At 70.2% G+C, this 19108-nt stretch carries 19 protein-coding genes; 10 read left to right on the plus strand and 9 right to left on the minus strand.

From position 1 onward, the window contains the following. Window positions 1-62: 62 nt before the first annotated feature. On the minus strand, window positions 63-413 hold the full coding sequence (locus G4D83_RS27805; RefSeq protein ID WP_163867877.1) for a DUF2019 domain-containing protein: 351 nt from the start codon (window positions 411-413) through the stop codon (window positions 63-65). 313 nt (window positions 414-726) lie between these two features. On the opposite strand from G4D83_RS27805, the gene G4D83_RS27810 reads away from it, so the two are divergent. Continuing rightward, window positions 727-1836, plus strand: a complete 1110-nt coding sequence (locus tag G4D83_RS27810; protein ID WP_163867878.1) for a hypothetical protein — start codon at window positions 727-729, stop codon at window positions 1834-1836. 3 nt (window positions 1837-1839) lie between these two features. Here G4D83_RS27810 and G4D83_RS27815 read toward each other — a convergent pair whose 3' ends face one another. Continuing rightward, window positions 1840-2337: a DUF3592 domain-containing protein gene (locus G4D83_RS27815; RefSeq protein WP_163867879.1), complete on the minus strand. Its 498-nt coding sequence runs from the start codon at window positions 2335-2337 to the stop codon at window positions 1840-1842. A 218-nt stretch (window positions 2338-2555) separates the two neighbouring features. On the opposite strand from G4D83_RS27815, the gene G4D83_RS27820 reads away from it, so the two are divergent. Continuing rightward, window positions 2556-3389 (plus strand): 3'(2'),5'-bisphosphate nucleotidase CysQ family protein, encoded by an 834-nt coding sequence (locus G4D83_RS27820; RefSeq protein ID WP_163867880.1) that lies wholly within the window; start codon window positions 2556-2558, stop codon window positions 3387-3389. 12 nt (window positions 3390-3401) lie between these two features. On the opposite strand, the gene mug is transcribed toward G4D83_RS27820, so the two are convergent. Continuing rightward, window positions 3402-3959, minus strand: coding sequence for a G/U mismatch-specific DNA glycosylase (gene mug, locus G4D83_RS27825; protein ID WP_240356676.1), 558 nt, complete (start codon window positions 3957-3959; stop codon window positions 3402-3404). A gap of 129 nt (window positions 3960-4088) precedes the next feature. Here mug and G4D83_RS27830 point away from each other — a divergent pair, with 129 nt between their 5' ends. Together G4D83_RS27830 and G4D83_RS27835 are read left to right on the plus strand one after the other, a co-directional pair. Continuing rightward, the gene (locus G4D83_RS27830) at window positions 4089-5039 is read left to right on the plus strand and encodes a 1-phosphofructokinase family hexose kinase (protein ID WP_163867881.1); all 951 of its coding nucleotides are present in this window, start codon (window positions 4089-4091) and stop codon (window positions 5037-5039) included. Window positions 5040-5235: 196 nt separating this feature from the next. Then, the gene (locus tag G4D83_RS27835; protein WP_240356678.1) at window positions 5236-6474 is read left to right on the plus strand and encodes a glycosyltransferase family 87 protein; all 1239 of its coding nucleotides are present in this window, start codon (window positions 5236-5238) and stop codon (window positions 6472-6474) included. On the opposite strand, the gene G4D83_RS27840 is transcribed toward G4D83_RS27835, so the two are convergent. Next, window positions 6462-7736: a metal-dependent hydrolase family protein gene (locus tag G4D83_RS27840; protein WP_163867883.1), complete on the minus strand. Its 1275-nt coding sequence runs from the start codon at window positions 7734-7736 to the stop codon at window positions 6462-6464. The genes G4D83_RS27835 and G4D83_RS27840 overlap by 13 nt on opposite strands. A 167-nt stretch (window positions 7737-7903) precedes the next feature. On the opposite strand from G4D83_RS27840, the gene G4D83_RS27845 reads away from it, so the two are divergent. After that, window positions 7904-8212 carry a hypothetical protein gene (locus G4D83_RS27845; protein ID WP_163867884.1) on the plus strand — a complete coding sequence of 103 codons (309 nt, stop codon included), beginning with the start codon at window positions 7904-7906 and terminating at the stop codon, window positions 8210-8212. A 14-nt stretch (window positions 8213-8226) separates the two neighbouring features. Here G4D83_RS27845 and G4D83_RS27850 read toward each other — a convergent pair whose 3' ends face one another. Next, window positions 8227-8601 (minus strand): DUF423 domain-containing protein, encoded by a 375-nt coding sequence (locus tag G4D83_RS27850; RefSeq protein ID WP_163867885.1) that lies wholly within the window; start codon window positions 8599-8601, stop codon window positions 8227-8229. Window positions 8602-8695: 94 nt separating this feature from the next. Between G4D83_RS27850 and G4D83_RS27855 the strand changes: the two genes are divergently transcribed. Together G4D83_RS27855 and G4D83_RS27860 are read left to right on the plus strand one after the other, a co-directional pair. Further along, window positions 8696-9316, plus strand: coding sequence for an SET domain-containing protein (locus G4D83_RS27855; RefSeq protein WP_163867886.1), 621 nt, complete (start codon window positions 8696-8698; stop codon window positions 9314-9316). 340 nt (window positions 9317-9656) lie between these two features. Beyond that, window positions 9657-10598, plus strand: a complete 942-nt coding sequence (locus tag G4D83_RS27860) for an acyl-CoA dehydrogenase family protein (protein ID WP_163867887.1) — start codon at window positions 9657-9659, stop codon at window positions 10596-10598. A 127-nt stretch (window positions 10599-10725) separates the two neighbouring features. On the opposite strand, the gene G4D83_RS27865 is transcribed toward G4D83_RS27860, so the two are convergent. After that, the gene (locus G4D83_RS27865) at window positions 10726-11445 is read right to left on the minus strand and encodes a hypothetical protein (RefSeq protein WP_163867888.1); all 720 of its coding nucleotides are present in this window, start codon (window positions 11443-11445) and stop codon (window positions 10726-10728) included. A gap of 198 nt (window positions 11446-11643) precedes the next feature. Between G4D83_RS27865 and G4D83_RS27870 the strand changes: the two genes are divergently transcribed. From G4D83_RS27870 to G4D83_RS27880, 3 genes are all read left to right on the plus strand, one after another. Then, the gene (locus G4D83_RS27870) at window positions 11644-12447 is read left to right on the plus strand and encodes a hypothetical protein (protein WP_163867889.1); all 804 of its coding nucleotides are present in this window, start codon (window positions 11644-11646) and stop codon (window positions 12445-12447) included. A gap of 45 nt (window positions 12448-12492) precedes the next feature. Further along, on the plus strand, window positions 12493-13803 hold the full coding sequence (locus G4D83_RS27875; RefSeq protein WP_163867890.1) for a M18 family aminopeptidase: 1311 nt from the start codon (window positions 12493-12495) through the stop codon (window positions 13801-13803). A gap of 150 nt (window positions 13804-13953) precedes the next feature. Next, complete coding sequence (locus G4D83_RS27880; protein WP_240356680.1) at window positions 13954-14823, plus strand: spermidine synthase; 870 nt, start codon at window positions 13954-13956, stop codon at window positions 14821-14823. A gap of 18 nt (window positions 14824-14841) precedes the next feature. On the opposite strand, the gene mdoH is transcribed toward G4D83_RS27880, so the two are convergent. From mdoH to G4D83_RS27895, 3 genes are read right to left on the minus strand one after another with little or no spacing between them, the layout of a single operon-like run. Continuing rightward, entirely contained in the window at window positions 14842-16869 is a 2028-nt protein-coding gene (gene mdoH, locus G4D83_RS27885) for a glucans biosynthesis glucosyltransferase MdoH (protein ID WP_163867891.1), read from the minus strand. A 24-nt stretch (window positions 16870-16893) separates the two neighbouring features. Beyond that, entirely contained in the window at window positions 16894-17388 is a 495-nt protein-coding gene (locus G4D83_RS27890) for a hypothetical protein (RefSeq protein ID WP_240356682.1), read from the minus strand. Beyond that, window positions 17385-18983 (minus strand): OpgD/OpgG family glucan biosynthesis protein, encoded by a 1599-nt coding sequence (locus tag G4D83_RS27895; protein WP_240356684.1) that lies wholly within the window; start codon window positions 18981-18983, stop codon window positions 17385-17387. Before G4D83_RS27895 ends, G4D83_RS27890 begins: the two co-directional genes overlap by 4 nt. Between the last annotated feature and the right edge of the window lie 125 nt (window positions 18984-19108).

A 19108-nucleotide genomic window follows, 5' to 3' on the forward strand; every position in this document is an offset into this window, starting at 1 on the left:
CTGTGTCGTTGGCGAGCAGGGGCGAGAGGGGATGTGGCGGCTATTCGACAGGCCCCCGCGACCTACTCCGCGTCGAGAGCCCAGGTCCCTTCCTCCCAGCGTTTCAGCGCCTGCGCTGCCTTGAAGGGGACGAAGCCCTCCTCCTTGGTGGCTTCCGTCAAGACGGCTGTTGCTTCCTGAGTTCGATAACGCAGCAGGTATGCGGCGGCCATGACACGGACATCCATGCGCGGGTGCTTGAAGAGCGTCGTCAGTGCCTCGCGCCCTGTATCTCCATGCTCGCGAAGTGTGTCGACTGCGGAGATATACTTTCTCGCGTGCTTGTTGCCGGTCCTGGCATCGCCTCGCCAGATTGCGTCCGTTTGGGCGGCCACGTTGTCCGCGAACTGCTCTACAAGCTCGTCCACGCTCATCGCCAGATGCCCTTTCGAATGGTCTCAATCGCCAGCAGGCCGAAGTCGCGCCGGGCTTGAAAGGAGGGCGGCAGCCACCGCAGCCGCATCCAGCACCCCAGGTCCCAAGTTCCCGCCGCATCCTATTCACTCTCGTGCACGCGTGGCTCTGCTGCGAGCGAGCACCGGGCTGATTCGCGTGCCTCGCGGACGCGGGCGCGTGCGGTCCGGACGCGCTGGCGAGGCACCGGGCCGTGGAGGTCCTTGTCTTTACTGAGAGTTCCTCCCGGGTACACGGCTTGCTCTGAGGGGGCCCACCTGACTGGGAGACTTCATGCTGTGCAGCTTCTGCAAGCGCGAGGACATGGAAGTCCGCCTCGAGTGTGACAAGTGCGGCAAGAAGTTCTTCATCTGCTTGAGGTGCTGGAATGGCTGGCGCGGCAAGGTCACCCACTGCGGGAAGGCACTCGACGTCAAGCGCTACATCCAGAGCTCGGATGCGCATCCGCCGCTCGACGAGTTGCTCGGACGTGCCGCCGCCGACGGGAAGAAGTTCCAGTCGCGGCTCTCGCTCTCCACCATCGAGATGTTCGTGGGCGAGCCCTTCGCCACCTATGCGAGCTCCACGACGAGCGACCTCGAGGAGGTCGTCGAGAAGTTCGACCTGAAGGTCTCCGTGGCCTCCCTGCGTGCCATGACGCTCGCCCAATACGTGGAGTTCACCGCCAAGAACGGCCTGGAGTCGGGCTCCTGTGGCGCCACGTCCTCCTGGATGGATGACGTCACCACGACGGGGGGAAACGCGCCGGCCGTGACGGACATCGGCACCCTCGCGCTGCTGGCCCTGCTCACGAACACGCCCAGCCCCTACTACTGTCGCATCTCGCGCAAGCCTCACTCATTCATGGTCGAGCGTCTGGGTGACGAGGTGCGCGTGTATCAGAGCTACGCGGGCAAGTATTCGCTCGGCCATTGTCTGGAGGCGATGCGGTCCATGTCTCATGCGCAGTTCTGCGCGGACATCACCCTCTCGCTGAATGAAAACGGCACGCCCGACAATGTCCGCCAGGCCAAGAAGCGGCTGTTCCTCCTCGAGGCACACTGGAGCGAGACCCGCATCCAGCACCGGATGAACCCCAACCCCGCCCGGGGCTCCGTCGTGTTCCAGAACCTCAAGACGCGCATCCAGTCCCACCGGGACGAGTGGGCGGTCAGCCTGACCAAGACGATAGAAGAGCTGGCCCCCGACCCGGTGCCGCAGGTGTTCGCGACGGCTCCCTTGGGACCCCTGGAGTTGATCGACACTCGCGACAAGCTCCTCATCTTCTTCGACGAAGCCACGTTCCCAAATCCGCTCCAGCTTGGCCAGAACGTGGACGGTGACCTGGGCGGGTACACCGTCGTCGCCCAGAATGGCCCGGTCTTCACCTTGCGACGGCGCTGAAGGCTACCGCGCGAGCCGCTGTCCCTTGAGGCGGCGCTTCTCGCGCACGTCCGCGCGCGCCATGTCCACCATGCCCGCGCCCGCGATTCCGGCGACGGCGAGGCCTCCCAGCATCACCACGTAGCTGGACGTCCCCGCGCCGCCGCACTCCACGCACGCCACCGCCGGGTCGTCCGGCTCGTAGTGCACGGGCAGCTTCGTGCCGGAGGCATACCGGTGCGTCAGGCGCTGGGCATCCGGCAGCGCGCCCGTGTCATTGCCCCCGAAGGAAATGGTGTCCGCCGAGTAGGTGTGGCCGCCCACCGCGTACTCGTAGCGCACCTCCGGATGGAAGCGGGTGCTGCGCCGGTTGCGCACCGTCTCCACGCCCGATGCCACCACGGTGCCCTCCGTGGTGGGCCAGCGCTCGCTCGCATGGGCCCGGTACAGCATGCGTCCGCCCCCGAAGGCGAGCATCGCTCCAAACAGCATGATCAACCCCGCCAGCAGCGCTTTCATCATCTCGGCCTGTCCTCACGGTGTCTCGGGGGCCTGGGCGCGGGCCCGCTCCCCGAGCGCTCACGGTTCGCTTCGTGCAGTGCAGAAGCCGCGCCACCAACTTCCCTCGCGAGCACACCGAATCCCGTGGGGCAATTCGCCCCGCGTGGGGCGGTTCGCCCCAGGCTTGCCCGACGTTCGACTTCCCACCCAGGCCCCATTCGAGGGCAGACTGTCCGCCCATGCCATCACTCGACACCGAGCTCGACACCGCCCGCCGCGTCGCCCGTGAAGCGGGCGCCCTCTTGCTGGAGGTCTACGCCACCGCCTTCTCCGTCGAGGACAAGGCGGGCGGCCAGGGGCCCGTCACGGAGGCGGATACCCGGGCCAACGCCCTCATCGTGGACGCGCTGCGCCGGGCCTTCCCCGGTGACGGCGTGGTGGCCGAGGAGTCCGACAACAGCGCCGTCGCCGGCCGCTTCGAGCGCTGCTGGTTCGTGGACCCGCTCGACGGCACGCAGGAGTTCGTCAACCGCAACGGCGAGTTCGCCATCCACATCGGCCTGGCCATCGGCACCGAGGCCGTGCTGGGCGTGGTGTACCGGCCGGTGGGCGACACGCTCTACTCGGGCGTGGTGGGGCAGGGAGGCTTCGTGGAATCCGCGGGCACGCGCCGTGCCCTGCGCGTGTCGGACGAGGCGGAGCCCGCGTCGCTGCGGCTGGTGGTGTCGCGCTCGCATCGCTCCAAGCTGACGAACCAGGTGGTGGCGCGGCTGGGCATCACCCGGGAGCAGGAGTCCGGCTCGGTGGGCGTCAAGTGCGGCCTGCTCGCGGAGTCCAAGGCGGACCTCTATCTGCACGTCAGCGACAAGAGCTACCGCTGGGACAACTGCGCGCCGGAGGCGGTGCTGCGCTCGGCCGGGGGCATCCTCACGGACCTGGGCGGCACGCCTTACCGCTATGACGGCTCCGAGCTCCAGAACCTGCGCGGCCTGCTGGCCTGCAACGCCGCCGCGTTCCCCAAGGTGCAGCCCGTCGTCACCCGCTTCGCGCGCGAGGCGAAGCTCATCGTTTGACGTGGACGGGCATCAGCCCTCGTCGGAGGCCTTGCGCAGCTCCGCGTAGAGGCGGGCCAGGTCCTGGAGCTGGTAGTGGGCATTGAGTCCGCTGGGATTGGGCAGCACCCACACTCGCGTGGTGCCCATCGTCTCCGGTTGGAGCCCGAGCTGCGCCTTGGGCCTCGCGAAGGCGGTGCGCCAGGCGCCCATGCCCAGCACCGCGAGGAAGCGGGGGCGGTGGCGGCGCACCTTGGCCTCCAGCGAGACGGCGCCCGTGAGCAGCTCCGACTTGTCGAGCTGGTCCGCGGTCGCCGTGGCGCGGTCGACGACGTTGGTGATGCCCAGGCCGTGCTCGCGCAGCTCGGCCTGCTCCGAGGGACGCAGTTGCCGGGGCGTGAAGCCCGACAGGTGCAGCGTGGGCCAGAAGCGATTGCCGGGGCGCGCGAAGTGGTGGCCCATCACCACGGAGTAGAGGCTGGGGTTGATGCCGCAGAAGAGCACGCGCAGGTCGCGCGAGAGGATGTCCGGCATGGTGCGGCCGATGGCCGCGTCGAGCGCTTCCCGCGTGGGGCCTCGTGGCGAGGGCATGGGGCGCATCTCGCCTCAGCCGCGCGGGGATGGCAACGCCCGCGCTGGCGAGGACGTTCCGGGTGGGGCACTCTTCGCGCTTCCCGTTCCGAGAGGGACGTCCACTCCCCACCGCTGGAGACCTGGCACATGGCGCACATCGTGACGCTGACGCTCAACCCCGCCATCGACGTCGCGACGTCGGTGCCGGAGGTCACCCCGGAGCACAAGCTTCGCTGTGGCACGGTGCGCAGGGACCCGGGTGGCGGCGGCATCAACGTGGCGCGCGTGGTGCGGGAGCTGGGCGGTGAGTCCATCGCCGTCTATACGCGGGGCGGTGTCACCGGACTGCTGCTGGAGGAGCTGCTGGAGGCGAAGGGGCTTTTGCGTCGCTCCATCCCCGTGGAGGGCGCCACCCGAGAGAGCTTCACCGTGGCCGAGGGCACCAGCGCCCGCGAGTACCGCTTCATCCTCCCCGGGCCCGTGCTCTCCGAGCGCGAGTGGCAGCGCTGCCTGAGCGCGGTGGGCGAGGTGGCCACGGGCGCCGCGTTCATCGTGGCCAGCGGCAGCCTGCCCCAGGGCGTTCCCGAGGACTTCTATGCGCGCGTCGCGCGACTGGGAAAGGGGCTGGGCGTGCGCGTGGTGGTGGACACCAGCGGGACGCCGCTCTCCGTGGCGCTGGAGGAGGGCGTGTTCCTGGCCAAGCCCAATCGCCGCGAGCTGCGCGAGCTGACGGGCATGAAGGCGGAGGACCTGGACAGCCAGGCCTCGGCGGCGCGGGAGCTGGTGGCGCGGGGGCGGGCGGAGGTCCTCGCCGTGTCCATGGGCGCGGACGGCGCGCTCCTGACGACGCGGGACACGCAGCTTCGCGCCTCGCCGCCACCTGTCGAGACGCACAGCTCGGTGGGCGCGGGTGACAGCTTCGTGGCGGGGCTGACGCTGTCGCTCTCCCGGGGCCAGTCGTACTCGGACGCCCTGCGCTGGGGCATCGCCTCCGGCACGGCGGCCCTGCTCTCCCAGGGCACGGACCTGTGCCTTCGGGCGGACGTCGAGCGGCTCTTCACGCGGGTGGTGGCGGTGCCGCTGGCCCGCGGCTCGTGACGCCGACCCGGGTAGACTTCGCCTCCTCGGGTGGTGGCCGGGCAGGGGAGGGGGCGCCGTGTCTCTCTTTCCCCGCGACAAGAGCAGCCGGGATTGGACAGAGTGCGCTTGCGTGTCCGCCTCCACACCCCCTCTTCCCGCAACTTCCGCTTCCACCCGTCTCGGGCCCTGGCACTGGGTCGCGTTCCTCGTCGGCGTGACGCCGCTCGTGGTGTACGCGTTCTCGCCTCGCATCGGCGACCTGGACCTCTACTTCAAGACGGCGCGGGCCTTCCTCGGCGGCGCCACGCCCAACCAGGACTTCCGCTTCGAGTATCCGCCCTACGCGCTCCTGTGGTTCATCCCCGCGGCGTGGGTGCGCTCGACACAGTGGGAGTTCATCCCGCTCTTCGGGCTCCAGCTCGCGGTGATGGATGGGTTCATCAAGTGGGTGCTGTTGACCGAGGGCGCGCGCAAGTGGGGCCGGACGTGGCGCTCGGTGGTGCCGTGTCTGGCGTACTCGGTGACGTCGTGGATGGCGGCGCTCTACTACCTCAAGCGCTATGACCTCATCCCCGCGGCGCTGACGATGGCGGCCCTCTTCGCGCTGGCGCGTCGTCGCGAGACGGTGGCGGGGCTGGCGCTCTCGGTGGGCGTGGTGACGAAGCTCTACCCGGTGGTGCTGGTGCCGCTGGCCCTGGCCGTCGCCTGGAAGCGCGGCACGCTGGGCAAGCTGGTGGTGGGCCTGACGCTGGGCGTGGCGCCGCTGCTGCCGCTGAGCGCCGTGTGGCCCTGGTGGGGCTTCGCGTCGTTCCACGTGGACCGGGGGCTCCAGGTGGAGTCGTTCGGGGCCTCGCTGCTGTGGGCCTCGCATCACCTGGGGCTGGTCCAGGGCGTGCGGTGGATTCACGCGCCCGCGGCGTTCGAGCTGCACGGCGCCGCCGCCGAGGGCGTGAGGGCGGTGAGCCGGTGGTTGTGGGTGGTGGGCTCGCTGGGCATGGCCGCCGTGGGCGTGTGGTCCGTGCGTCGTCGCGCCCCCGAGCGGATGGAGGACCTGGCGCGCCTGGCGTTGGGGCCGCTGGTGGCCTTCATCATCCTCAACCCGGTGCTCAGCCCGCAGTTCCTGACGTGGGTGATGGGCGCGGCGGCGCTGGCGCTCTTGTCCGGTTCGCGCACGGTGCCCGTGCTCATCCTCGTCGCCGCCGTCCTGTCGCGAGGCGTCTTCGTGGGCCCCTCGTACAAGTACGGACTGGACATTCCCCAGACGCTGCTGCTGCTGGCGCGCAACGGGATGCTGTTCGTCGCGGGCTTTCTCCTGCTGCGGGATGCGTGGCGGCGGGCGGCCTCGGATGACGTGGCGCCCACGGCGTCATCGGAGCGGGACTTCCTGCCCGCTGCGGTGGAGGCGGCCTGCGCGGAGCCCGCGGGAATCGGCCTGGCGAGTCAGCGGCGGTAGGGCGTTCCGTTCTTCATCACCCAGCGGACCTTGCGCACGGCGGAGATGTCCCGCGTGGGGTCTCCGTCCACGGCGACGAGGTCCGCGAAGAGCCCCGCCTTCACCCGCCCGAGCCGGTCCTCGTGGTGCAGCATCCTCGCGTTGCCGGACGTGGCCGCCTGGAGCACCTGCACGGGCGTCATGCCGTACTCCACCATCAGCTCCAGCTCGCGTCCGTTCTCCCCGTGGGTGAAGACGCCCGAGTCTCCGCCCACGCACATGGGCACGCCCGCCGCGAGCGCCGCGCGGAAGCTGGCGCGCTTCTCCTGAATGGAGGCGGGCTCCGGGTCCACGCCCTTCTTCCAGCCGCGGTAGCGGAGCATCGCGTCACCCGCCGCCAGGGTGGGGCAGAGGAAGACTCCCCGCTGCGCCATCAGGCGGAAGACCTCGGGTGTTCCTCCGTCGCCGTGTTCGATGCTCTCGGCCCCGGCGAGCACCGCGCGGCGCATGCCCTCGGGCGTGCTGGCGTGGACGGAGACGGGGCGGCCCCCGTCGCTCGCCGTCTCGACGATTCGCTTCATCTCCTCGAGTGAGTAGGTGGGGCGCGCCTCTCCCGAAGGGCCCCAGCGATAGTCGCCGTAGACCTTCACCCAGTCGGCGCCCCGGCCCATCTGTCCGCGCACCGCGCGCACCAGGTCATCCACGCCGTCTGCTTCCTCGGCGCCCTGGGGGACGTGCCACTCGGGGGCGAAGCCCTTGGGGCCGTAGGTGCCGCTGGCCACCAGCGCCCGCGTCGCCACGAGCAGTCGGGGCCCGGGGATGATGCCCTGTTGTATCGCTTGCTTGAGTCCGACGTCGGCGTCGCCCGCGCCCTCGGTGCCCAAGTCGCGCGCGGTGGTGAAGCCCGCGAGGAGCGTCTCGCGTGCATGTTGCGTGGCCCGGGCCACGCGCAGGGACAGGGCCTCCTTCAGCACCTGGTCGTTCCAGGTCGCCTCGTTGTAGGGGTGGAGGAACAGGTGCGAGTGGCCCTCGATGAGGCCGGGGAGCAGCGTGGTGCCGGCGAGGTCGATGACCTCCGCGCCCTCGGGTGGCTTCACCTGGGCTTCGGGGCCGGCGGCGATGATGCGCTCTCCGGTGACGAGGACGACCCAGCCCGCATGGGGCTTGGGGGTGACGCCGTCGAAGACGCTCGTGGGGCGCAGCAGGTACGACCTGGGGGCAGGAGTCGCGGGCTGCTGGGCCGATGCCGTGGTGACGACGAGGGCGAGGAGGAGGGCGCGCATGGCGGTGCCTGGGCGTGGGTGTGGGGGAGGGGATGATGGAGCAGGGGCGGGATGGCGGCCACCGCGTCGCTCACTGCCCTGGAGGGCAAGCCGGACTGAGAGGGAGCTTCAGATGGGCTCATCCCACTCGCTGCGAGCGCTGGTGGGTGGTGGTTAAACCCAAGAGCATGGCTCGAGAACAGAGCGTCAACGCGTTGTTGCCGGTGGAAGCCGAGTTCCAGAAGGAGAAGGCCTCCGCGCTCAAGCGCACCGGCGAGAAGGTGGAGAAGGCCCTGGAGGCGCTGGCGGGCGCGGAGCGGGAGCTGTTGATGGCCCGAGGCTCTGTGCGGGCGGTGCGGCTGGAGCGCTACCGGGTGCTGCGCAAGGAGGCGGAGCTTCAGCGCTGGTACCTGATGGTGCAGCGCGAGGCCTGCGGCATCCGCAACAACCGGGATTTGGACCTGATGTACCCGATGCCTCCGCTGGTTCGGGAGTGACACCGGGACTTCGCCTAGGGCGTGGCGCGCCAGGCGGCGATGGCGAAGAGGGCCCAGCCGGCGAGGAAGCCCAGTCCGCCCAGGGGCGTCACGGCGCCGAGGACGCGGATGCCGGAGAGCGCGAGCGCGTAGAGGCTGCCGGAGAACAGGACAATGCCCACGAGCATGGCCCAGCCCGCGCCGTTCAGGAGCGAGGAGGGGCGCAGCAGGGCCAGCAGGCCCACCGCCAGCAGTCCGAGCGCGTGGTACATGTGGTAGCGCGCGCCGGTCTCGAAGATGACGAGGAGGTCCGGGGGGAGTCGGGCCTTGAGCGCATGAGCGCCGAAGGCACCCGCGGCCACGGACAGGAAAGCGTTCACCGCACCGAGCACCAGCCACCACCGCATCATCGAACGCCTTTCATCGAGAGTCCGTCTGGTGCACGCTACACCGCCGTTGATGGAGCGTCCTGGCCGACGTGAACTCCGGGCCACTCATACCCGCATGACATCCCTTACTTTCACTCCTTCTACCAAGCCCATCCCCTTCGAGCTGCGTCCGTCGTCCATCCAGGGCACGGGCGCCTTCGCCACCCGCCGCATCCGCAAGGGCGAGCGCATCATCGAGTACGTCGGTGAGCGCATCACCCAGGCGGACGCGGACCGTCGCTACGACGACGAGGGCATGGGTCGGCACCACACCTTCCTGTTCAACCTGGACCCCAAGACGGTGCTCGACGCGGGCACCCTCCACAACGAGGCGCGCTACATCAACCACTCGTGCGCGCCCAACTGCGAGGCGCTCATCGAGAAGAAGCGCATCTACATCTTCGCCCTGCGCGCGCTCGAGGTGGGGGAGGAGCTGGTCTACGACTACGCCTACGAGCGCACCGAGGACATGGGCGCGGACTCCGAGTCCCTCTATGTGTGCCGCTGTGGCGCGCCCGAGTGCCGGGGCACCATCCTGGCGCCGGAGAAGAAGGCCCCTGCCCGGAAGAAGCCCGTGAAGAAGAAGTCCGCGTCCAAGTCCCGCTCCGCGAAGAAGCCCGTGAAGGGCAAGAAGACCGCGACGAAGCCCGCCAAGAGCAAGAAGTCCACGGGCGGGCGCAAGCGTCTGGCGGGGTGAGGTGACGCGAAGGCCCGTGGAGAGGTTCCCGCGGGCCTAGTTGCTTTGCAGCCTGTCTGGAATGACTTCAGCGGCCCTCTCGGTATGTGATTCCCTCCAGTTCGCTGGAGGGGCCCTGGCGGTGTCAGAAAGCGCGAGGGGTGTGGATGGTCTGGTTGTGATGTGATTTCTCCGCCAGTCATTCCGTCGCAGGGGGCCCTCTGGTATCGAGCATGACAAGTCCTGGCAACGCCGAGGCGGCGTGGGCGTGACGGTGAAGGATCATTGAGTGTGAGGTTGGGGTGGAGTCGCGCGGTGAGCTGCAAGTGCCCCCTTCACTGGGGCGAAGTACAGTCACGGTGTGAACGACATTCTCTCCTTCCTGCTCACCGAGCCCCCCGAGCCCGCCACCCTCGACTCTGTCGAGACGTGGTGGCGCCGTCACGTGGAGATCGCGTCGCGCTTTCCGGATCCTGCGGACCTCGCGCTCGCGGGAGGCTTTCGCGCGGACCGACTCGGCTTCGCTTTTGCCTCCGGGTACCACGCCGCACATCGCTTCCTGTTCCCCATGCTCCCCGCCGACAAGCCCGTCGCGCTCTGCGCCACGGAGGCCATGGGTGGGCATCCGGCCGCCATCCAGACACGTCTTGCCCCGTCGGCCACGGGCTGGACGCTCACGGGGGAGAAGTCCTTCGTCACGCTGGGCTCGCGCGCGGAGGTTCTGCTCATCGTCGCCTCCGAGGGACAGGACGAGCAGGGCCGCAACCGGCTCCGGCTGGTGACCGTGGACGCCAGACGCGCGGGCATCAACGTCACCGAACTGCCCGAGCTTCCCTTCGTGCCGGAGGTCCCCCACGCGGAGCTCCGGCTCGAGGACGTGGCTGTGTCCTCGGATGAAGTCCTCCCGGGCGATGGCTACACGCGCTACCTCAAGCCCTTCCGTACCGTGGAGGACTGTCACGTCCAGCTCGCGCTCCTGGGTTGGCTTCTCCAGCTCGCTCGACGGAGTGGCTGGCCCGACTCCACCCGCGAGGAGCTGCTCTCGCTCGCCGTCATGATGCGCGGACTGGCCCAGGCGGACCCCGCTTCCGCCGCGACGCATGTGGCCCTCGGCGGCGCGCTGGCCCAGGTGAAGCGCGCGGTCGCCGAGAGCGAGCCGCTATGGGCCCAGGTCGATGCGCCCACCCGTGAGCGCTGGGAACGTGACCGCAAGCTGCTCGGTGTCGCGGGAAAGGTTCGGGCCAAGCGACTGGAGGCTGCGCGCGCGAAGCTCTCGGGCGCGGCGGCTGAACAAGGCGACTGAGCTCCGAAGTCACTCGTGCCGGAACATGGGGCGTCGCACCCTCGAAGCTCGCCCCTGAAAGACGAAGGGCCGTGCCCCTGTGCGGGACACGGCCCTGACACGCCTCACGGCGTGAACCCCGGTCTGCTCAGTACCGCCCGCCGCCCACGGCGGAGACGATGGCGGACAGGATGCGGTTCTCCACGCCCCACACGGCCTTGTTCATGCCCTTGAGGCCCGCGCCGCGCAGGTAGTCCGTGAAGTCGTGCAGCGCGGTGGAGCGCTGCATGCCCTGGCCCTCCGCCGCGTACAACAGCGGGGTGCCCGGCGCGCCCGTCAGGCCCAGGTCGGGACAGGCCTCGGACAGCTTCTTCGGATCAATCCCCGTCGCCGCCGACAGCATCGCCACCGTGAACTTGTGCACCGGCAGCTCGCGCGCGTTCGGCACCTTCTTCAGGACCTTCTCCCGGTCCTTCGGATCCGTCGCGAGCTGATCCAACGTCACCTTCGACATCGCGATGATCTGCTCGTTCGACACCTTCTTGCCGTCCAGGATGGCGCGGCCCAGCAGCGACGCCGGCGTGTCACCCTTGATGGAGACATCCGCCCCCGGCATCGTCTTCATCCGCTCCCAGATGGCCTGCACCGCCTTGCCCACCTCGGTGTCCGGCCCGCCACGCCACGCACCAGGCAGCGGCTGCGTCGCCGCGGCCGGCGCCGCGAGCTTCGCCTCGAAGGTGCTCAACTGCGCATGGCCCACCGCGTTGGTCCTCGCCGGGGCCACCGTCTGCTGCGCTTCCTTCTGCGGCTGGAGCGACGTGGAGGGGTTCGACGTGACGACGCGGGGGCGGTTGCGGATGGGATCCATGCTTGGGGGACTCTCCGAAATTCGACGAATCAGGAGGTTATCGCAGGATCTCGGTAAAGGTTGCCGCCCAGCGGAACTCCATCCGCACTCGGGGTGTGACGCGGCATGTCATGGGCTGATCCACAGGGCCTCGTCCCTCCGCCGCCGCGCCGCGCATTCCGCAGGACAACCGGCCCGTGAAGCCGTATTCGGGGCGCCATGAAGCGTTTCCCCGCCGAGTTCGCCGACCTCCTCACCGCCAAGGGCCGCCGCATCCTGGACGGGCGGGACACGTCGGTGTCGGGCGCGCTGCTGGACCCCGCGCGCCGCTTCGTCTCCCTCCAGGGCGTGGTGGACGCGACTCGCGCCGCCGCCTGTCGCGATGCGCTCGACACCGCGCTCAACGACACCCTGGTGCGCATGGAGGACCCCATCCCCTTCGACTCCATCTCCGGGATGACGATGAACTACATGGAGCTGCTGCCCAAGACGGTCCGCGTGCGCACCGCGCTCCTGGAGAACCGGCGCTCCCGCTCCTGGCGCGCGGCGGAAGCGGTGGGCCTCACCACCATGCTCCGCTCGGACACGTTCGCCGCCTTCGCCGCGTCCGTCAGCGGCCGGGTGCTGCGCCGCAAGTGGGGCATCCAGGTGCTGTGCTACGGGCCTGGCGACTACTCCGGTCCGCACAACGACCACCACCCCGAGGAAGTCGAAGCCCGCGACGGCTACGTGGACATGCACGTGAGCCTCACCATGCCCGGCGTGGACCACCAGTACCTCGTCTACGAGAAGGACGGGCACCTGTCGGAGATGACGCGCGTGAGCACCGTGGGCGGTATCACCGTGTACCGGCTGCCCTTCTGGCACTACACGACGCCGCTGCTGGCCCGGCGCGGCAAGGAGGACCAGTCCCGCCGGTGGGTGCTGCTGGGGACCTTCCTCGACGCCGCCCCCCAGGCCCGGCCGTCCTCCACCGTCCCTCCGCCGGGGACAGGGGCCCGGCCGCCCGCTCGGGGTACGTGATTCGGACGTGGCGGGACGCCCGCCAGCGGTTAGCTTCGGGCCCACATGAGCCCCACCGACACCGATGCCCTGGCCGATGACCTGCTCGCGTACATCGATGCCTCGCCCACGCCGTACCACGCGGTGCGCGAGACGGCCCGCCGCCTGGAGCAGGCCGGCTACCGCGCCCTGGACGAGCGCGAGTCCTGGACGCTGAAGCCCGGTGAGCGCGTCTACGTCACCCGGGGCGACACCAGCATCGCCGCCTTCCACCTCGGCACCGCGCCGGTGGACCGGGCGGGCTTCCGGCTGGTCGGCTCCCACACCGACTCGCCCAACCTGCGGCTCAAGCCCAACGCCCAAGTCACGAAGAACGGCTACCAGCAGCTCGGCGTCGAAATCTACGGTGGGGTGCTGCTCCACACCTGGACGGACCGGGACTTGTCCCTCGCCGGCCGCGTGGTGCTGCTCGAGGGCGGCAAGCCCCGGGGCCACCTGGTGGACTTCCGCAAGCCGCTGCTGCGCGTGCCCAACCTGGCCATCCACCTCAACCGGGGGGTGAACACGGACGGCCTCAAGCTCAACCCGCAGGAGCAGATGGTGCCCGTGCTGGGCCTGGAGAGCGCGGGCGCCTTTGACTTGCGCGCCCTGCTGGTGAAGGAGCTGGCGAAGGGCGGCGTGAAGGCGGAGGCCGCGGACATCCTCGGCTACGACTTGTGCCTCTACGACTTGCAGCCGTCCACGCGCTCGGGCGTGCACGAGGAGTTCCTCCATGCGCCGCGCCTGGACAACCTCGCGAGCTGTCATTCGAGCCTGACGGCGCTGCTCACCGGCCCCGCCTCGCGCGAGGCCACCAGCGGCGTCATCCTGTTCGACCACGAGGAGGTGGGCAGCCGCAGCGCGCAGGGCGCCGCGTCCCCCTTCCTGCGCACGCTCCTGGAGCGCCTCACGCTCAGCCTCTCCGACGGAAAGCCGGACGCGTTCCACCGCGCCATGGCCCAGTCGTTCCTGGTCAGCGCGGACATGGCGCACGCGGTGCACCCCAACTACGCGTCGCTGCACGAGCCCAAGCACCAGCCGCAGATGGGCGCCGGGCCCGTCATCAAGTCGAACGTGAATCAGTCCTATGCCACTGACGGCGAGTCCTGGGCGTACTTCGCCGCGCTGTGTCGCGAGGCGGGGGTGACGCCGCAGCACTTCGTCACGCGCACGGACCTGGGATGCGGCAGCACCATCGGCCCGATTACGGCGGGACAGCTCGGCATCCGCACCGTGGACGTGGGCAACCCCATGCTGTCCATGCACTCCATCCGGGAGATGGCGTGCGCGTCCGACGTGGCGGCGATGGTGGCCGTGCTACGTCGTCTCTTCGCGTGAGCGGGCCTGTCAAAAGCCGGCCGGGGAAATGATAGACCTTTGCGTGTGACTTGGCCGCGCGCGGGAGGTCCCTGGTGGTGTGAGGCGCCCTGGAAGCGGGTTCTCCCCCGCCAGGGCGCACCGCTCGGCCTCTCGCTTCCCGGGGGCCGGGTGGAGCGCTCCCGGCGCTACCTCGCGCGGGTCTTCCGCTGGCTCTCGCAGCCGCGCACCGTGCTGCACGTGGGACTCGCCGGCTCGCACCGCTGCATCGTCAGCGAGGATGGCGAGGGCCGGCGCTATCTTCAGTTCGGCTGGGACAGCGCCTACCAGAGCGTGATGGGGCAGGGCTTCCCGCTGCGCCTGGAGCTCGAATACACGCAGGGCATGATTGGCGGCGTGGCCTTCGTGGCCAATCCCCAGCGCATCCTGATGATTGGCGTGGGCGGGGGCTCGCTGCCCATGTTCCTTCGCGCCGCGCTGCCCCAGGCGCGCATCGACGCGGTGGACTCCGACGCGGAGGTGCTCGAGGTCGCCCGGCGCTACTTCGGCTTCCGCGAGGACGGGTTGCTGCAGGCGCACGTGGCCGACGGGCGCCGCTTCATCGAGACACCCGGGCCCGCCTATGACGTCATCCTCCTGGATGCCTATGGCCCCCGGGGCATGCCCAAGTCGCTGGCGACGTGGGAGTTCCTCCAGGCTGCGAGGGCGCGACTCGCTCCGGAGGGCGTGGTGGTGAGCAACGTGCACCGCTCTCCCAATCCGCTGTACCCGGCGATGCTCCAGACGTGGCGGGCGAGCTTCGTGCAGCTCTACGCGTTCGACTCGCAGACGACGGCCAACCGCGTCTTCGTGGGGCTCACCTCCACGCAGCGGGTGTCGCGCGGCGCGCTCAAGGCCCGCGCTGCTCGGCTGGCCCGGGCCGCGCGCTTCAACCTGCGCGCGCTGATGTCCCGCCGGTTCGAGGACCGCGAGGTCCGCCGGGCTTCCCTCGAAGGACAAGCGCTCCCCACGTTGGACCTCGTGCTGCACGACGAGGACTGACTACTCCGCCGCCTGAAGTCAGGACAGCGCGCGCGTCAGTCGCTGCTCACGGGCCTCGCTCAGCGTGCCGACATCCAGAAGGGCCGCCACCTTCTCCTGGGCGGAGAGCGGCTCCGCGCTACCTCCCAGCAGCTTGCGTCGCGCGCCCTCCAGGGCCGCGGGCGTGGAGGTGCTCTCGGCGAGCCCCGGCTGTGACTCCAGCAGCGCCAGGTGCAGTGCGTGCGTCTTGGCGTCGGTGAGCACCCGCTCCACCGCGTCCGACACGGGCTCCACCGCGTGCTCCTCGGTGATGGACTGCGCGCGCTCCAGCACCTCGGGCGGCTCCGTCTCCTCAGGGAGGAGGAACAGCCCCCGGCGCGCGGCCCACTGCCCCAGCGAGGAGCGCGCCGTCAGCACCGTCAGGGGCACCGAGAGCAGCAGGCCCGCGACCACCGGAATCAGCCACGCCACCATCGCCGCATTCACGAGGGCCGCCGCCGCGACGAGCCCCACGCCCGCCGCCATGTGCGCCGCGTGGCGCCGCGCCCCTTCCGCCCAGGGCAGGTCCGCGTCCTCGCGCTGCTGGCTGGACCAGTTCACCCGGTAGCCCAGAATCGTCCCGAAGACGAAGTGCGACTGGAACAGCATCATCACCGGCGCCAGCAGCGAGGCCAGCACGCTCTCCAGGAGCACGCTGAGCGTCAGCCGCACGCGGCCGCCCATCTTCGCCGCCTCGCCCGGGCGCACCAGCGCGAGCGTCAGGCCCAGCAGCTTGGGCGTCAGCAGCATCCCCATGGACACCGCGAACAGGCGCAGCGAACCCGGCGCATCGAACGCGAGGCTCGCCGTGTCCAGCGAGTGCACGTCCAGGAAGAACCGGTCATGCAGCGCCGCCACCAGGCCCGACAACAGGAACAAGAGCCACAGCGGCGAGGCGACATAGGACATCACGCCCATCAGGAAGTGGCCCCGGCTGAACGGATGCAGGCCTCCCGCCATGACGAGGCTCAGGTGCTGCAAGTTGCCCTGGCACCAGCGCCTGTCCCGCTGCGCATACGCGAGCAGGTTCGGCGGAGGCTGCTCGTAGCTGCCTCCCAGCTCCGGCACCAGCCACACCGTGTAGCCCGCGCGCCGCATCAGCGCCGCCTCGACGAAGTCGTGGCTGAGGATGTGTCCGCCGAAGGGCTGCTTGCCCGGCAGCACCGGCAGGCCACAGTGGTTGATGAACGCCTCCGTGCGGATGATGGCGTTGTGGCCCCAGTAGTTGGACTCGCCCAACTGCCATGCCGCCGCGCCCGCGGCGACAATGGGCCCGTACACCCGGCCCGCGAACTGCTGCAGCCGCGCGAAGAGCGTGGTGCGGCCCACGTTCAGCGGCGGCGCCTGGAGGATGCCCGCGCGCGGGTTGAGCTCCATCAGCCGCGCCATCGTCACCAGCGTGCGGCCGTCCATCAGGCTGTCGGCGTCCAGCACCACCGTGAAGTCGTAGCGGCGTCCCCACCGCTCGCAGAAGTCGCCGAGGTTGCCCGCCTTCTTCCCCGTGTTGTCCGTGCGCCGCCGGTAGAAGATGCGTCCCTGGCCGCCCACCCGGCGACACAAGTCGGACCACGCCAGCTCCTCCGCCACCCACGCCTCCGCGCGCGTGGAGTCGCTCAGCACGTAGAAGTCGAAGGCGTCCAGGTGTCCGGTGGCCGCGACGGACTCGTACGTCGCCTGCACGTTGGCGAAGACGGAGGCCGGGTCCTCGTTGTGGATGGGCATCACCACCGACGTGCGCGACGCCAGCGGTACGGCCTCCTCGTCCACCGAGGGGTAGCGCAGCCCGGGGAGCCTGGGGCCGAGGGCGAGCTGGAGGAAGCCCGCGATGGCCGTCCAGAAGGACAGCGCAATCCACCCGAAGCACAGCGCGAAGAGGAACACCAACACCACTTCCGGAGCCGACGTGCCTTGCGCGCTCAGCAGGCGGTGCATCTCCAGCGTCCCCACGACGGTGGTGACGGCCGCCAGGCCCAGGACTCCAGCGCGCCGGAAGCCGGCGCTCTCGGGCGAAAACGAGTGGGCTTCCATCGCGAGGCTCCGGAGCACCCCCGCTCAGCGGGAGATGGAGACGTCCGGCGACGCCCCGCGCCACCAGCGGCGCAGCAGCTCACCGAACGGCCACAGCACGAGCTGCTGCTCGGGCATCACCGCGCTGACCTGCGCGGGCGCCGGCACCGGCACCGCCGCACGCACCGCGCGCACGAAGTCCTCCGGCGCCGCGGGCCGCGTGAGCAGCCGCGCACCCCGGCTCGCGCCGTCGCACAGCACGAAGGCCGCGCGGCCTCGCGCCAGCAGGCCCGGACCCGCGTGCTCCAGGCCCAGCACGCTCGAAAGCCACGTCTCCATGCGCGCGCGGGCCAGCGCCACCGCCGCCTGCGGCTGGCCCCCATGGGCGCTGTAGCCGTCCAGCACCCACGCCGCCAGCGCGGACAAGTCAGTCTCGTCGCTGAAGCCGAAGCCGCGGAAGAAGGTGTCGAGCGCCGCGCGAGAACGCGGGACTGCCCACACGGTGGACGGGACGGAGGGGCAGGCAGTCAGCGTCGTCACGGAATCCACAGGTAGCTCCAGGTCTCGGTGAGGGTCTCCGAGCCGCGCTTCAGGAACGCGCGCAACTCGGTAGGGACTGCAGGGGAGGCGGGGTGCAGCTCGAAGGTGGCGCGCCAGCCGCCCGAGGGCGTGTGGCGGGCGGCGATGGGGCGCAGGACCTTGCCCGAGGCGGCGCTGACGACGAGCTCCACGGGCGTGTCGCTCTCCTTCATGTCCGGCACGGGCGAGAAGTCGATGACGAAGCGGCGCATGGGGCGCGCGTCCTTCAGCCGGGCGCCCTTCCAGGAATCTCCCGCGTCCAGGCGGGTGCTGACGACGGTGGCGCCCGTCACGGGCCACGGCGAGCGCGAGCCCCAGTGCAGCTTGTAGGCGACGCGAATCGAGTCCCCCGCCGCCAGCGGCTTCTGGGGCACCCAGAAGGCGACGATGTTGTCGTTCGTCTCGTCCGGCGTCGGCAGCTCCACCAGCCGCACCACGCCCGGACCCCACTCGCCCACCGGCTCCACCCACGCGCTGGGGCGGCGCTCGTAGTGTGCCTCCAGGTCCTCGTAGTGGTTGAAGGCCGTGTCGCGCTGCAGGACGCCGAAGGCGCGCGGGCTGTCCATCTGGAAGCTGGAGACGTTGATGCGCTCGGGGTTCTGCAGGGGCCTCCAGAGCTGCTCGCCCGTGCGCGTCCAGACGAAGAGGCCGTCCGAGTCGTGCACCTCCGGCCGGAAGTCGTCGTAGTCGCCCCTGTCATTCTCCCCGAAGAGGTACATGCTCGTCAGCGGCGCCACGCCCAACTGCTCCACGGCCTTGCGCGCGAAGACGGTGGCCTCCACCTCCATCACCGTGTTCGCCCCGGGGATGACGGTGAAGCGATACGCGCCGGTGACGCTGGGGCTGTCCATCAGCGCGTGCACGACGACGCGGTCCGCGCCGGGCGCCGGCTTCTCCAGCCACAGCTCACGGAAGGCGGGGAACTCCTCGGCGCGCGACGTCGCCGTGTCGATGGCGAGCCCGCGCGCGGACAGGCCATACAGGTTGCCCTGGCCCAGCGCCCGGAAGTAGCTGGCGCCCAGGAACACCACCAGCTCGTCGAAGATGTCCGCGCGGTTCAGCGGATGCGACAGCCGCATGCCCGCGTAGCCGTCCGCCTTCTTCAGCGGGCCGGGCTTCACCAGCGGGCCGTAGGTGAACAGCTCCGGCGAGAAGCGCAGCGGCGAGGACTTGCCGCCGGACACCTCATTCATCGCCACCGGGAACTGGAAGAAGAAGCCGGGGTGGAAGAACTGCGCCTGGAAGGGCAGCCCCGCCTCGCGCCACTGCGCCTTCTCCGGACGGAAGCGGATGTCCCGGTACGCGTCGTAGTCCAGCGCCCGGTAGGACTCCGGCAGCGTCGACACCGGCTCCACATACGCCCGCGCCGCCTTCGCCCGCGCCCGCTCCACCACCGTGGCCGCCGTGAAGGCCTCGACGCCGCGCGACTGTGACGTGGACGACGAAGCGGAGGGCGCAGCCGCGCACGCGGTACCGGCCGTGGCCACCAGCGCCACGCCCAGCCCCAGCACGCACCCCGCGAGCGTCCCACCGAGCTTGTTCCTGTCCGCCGTCACGCCAGATGTCTCCCAGTCAGCTGATGTGCCGAGCGGACCCGAAGACCTCCGGACCTCGCTCGACTCCGCCACCCCGCAAAGGCCTTCCACGGTGCGGCGCGTCAGCCCTGAGCAACACGCGTACC

Source organism: Myxococcus eversor (assembly GCF_010894455.1).
Taxonomy (GTDB): Bacteria; Myxococcota; Myxococcia; order Myxococcales; family Myxococcaceae; genus Myxococcus; species Myxococcus eversor.